At 60.4% G+C, this 1572-nt stretch carries 2 protein-coding genes; both read right to left on the reverse strand.

Going from position 1 to position 1572, the window contains the following annotated elements; genetic code table 11:
* Positions 1–791, reverse strand: a 791-nt coding sequence (locus tag EOA29_RS35985; protein ID WP_145970028.1) for a type IV secretion system protein, incomplete at its 3' end; no start/stop codon positions are given.
* A gap of 212 nt (positions 792–1003) precedes the next feature.
* The coding region (locus EOA29_RS35990; RefSeq protein WP_127222365.1) for a type IV secretion system protein at positions 1004–1572 on the reverse strand (569 nt) is incomplete at its 5' end.

The raw sequence follows: 1572 nt of genomic DNA on the forward strand, positions 1-1572 counted from the left end.
TGCATGAGCACATAGATGCTGATGATCGTGACCAGGACGAGCGGCAGGACCATCGACATCTTGTTGTCGACGCTGGCGCCTCCCGAGGTGGCGGTGTTCAAGGCAAGATTGACCAGCGAAAAATAAAAGCCCAGGAAGCCGTAGATGAGGATTTGCTGGATGATCAGATAGGTGGTGAGCGAAATGAAGCCCTCGCTCATCCGGGTTGACCAGCGGTAGAGCCAAAGCACAATCCAAACCGGCGCCAGCGCCAAAGTGATGAACAGCATGATCTTGGCCGCGATGATTGCCGCGATCGCAAGCGCCGAAAAAATGATGGCGGCCAGAAGCACGATGGTGGAAAGCAGCGCGCCGAATATGTCGTAAAAAGTGCCGCTGTAGACCTGATTGGCAACATCCTGGGCACCACGGTAGAGATTGTCGATCAGGGCTGGAATGGCATCTTGGTCCGAGAGCTGGTTGCCGGTGGCGCGCGACACGGCCCCGACGATGATCTTGCCGATTTCACCCGGCACCGCCTGCACCAGCTTATAGATCGTCTCGGAGAAGGTGCCCCATCCATTCAGTAGCAGATAGATGACCACCGCTCGACCGAGGCGGTATGCCGACTCGATCGGAGAGATCGTCTCGCGGCCGCTGAGGATCGAGTAGCCCCACCAGATGATGTAGACGGTGAGCATGAGCGCGTAGACATTCCCCAGCGCATAGCCGAGCTGCATGTAAACGCTGGAGACAAAGGCCTTTCCGACATCATCGATGCCTCCCAGAATGCTTGTCGCCAGCCCGTTCATCCAGCCTCGACAACACGATCGAAGGGCGCAGCGTTGACCGGCTTCAAGAGTCCGCAACTTGCGTTGCCCGCATAAGACAGCGGCGCGCACGGCGGCTTGAGCTCGTGACCTGGCCCGGCGCAGCCGCCAACCATGATGCTCGCGACCGCGACGGCGCCCACGCCGAACCGCCGCCACCAAGCTGGCATCCGTTTTGCTCGGCCCCTCAACGATCAGTTCCCGCTTGTGCCAAAATTCTCGAACGGATTGACTTGCGCCGGCGTCATCAGCTTTTGCACCTGGCTTTGCCGCAACAGCCGGGTCTTCATTTCCTCGTTCAGCGCGGCGACGGCACCATTCTGCACGCCGATGAGCTCGTTGACCGCACGCGCGTTCTCGAGCTGCATACGCGTGTTCTGATCGACCGAGCCTTTGACGTCCTCGGCCTGTCCGATCTGGCCGCTGGCCGACTGCAACGACTGTTCGCGTTGCGCGACGCCTTGGGAGGCCTGAGAGGTGAGGGCGCTCAACAGCGACGCGACGTTGACGCTGCCGCTATAGGCTGTGTTGACGGCACTGCTGCCATTGCCGGTGATTTGCTGGAGCTGTTTGACCAGTTGCAGGCCGTTGATCACCGCTCCGGCGATCTTCTGGATTTCCGGCGACAGCCCACCGAAAGAGAGGGCGCCGCCATTGAGGATCGATCCAAAGCTCGGCGCTTGCGCAATCGACATGTTGCCGCCCAGGCCCATTTGCCCGATGCCGAGAGAGCCGTTGCGGCTGCCGGTCAGGGCTTGCAGGA

The organism is Mesorhizobium sp. M1E.F.Ca.ET.063.01.1.1 (genome assembly GCF_003998155.1).
Taxonomy (GTDB): Bacteria; Pseudomonadota; Alphaproteobacteria; order Rhizobiales; family Rhizobiaceae; genus Mesorhizobium.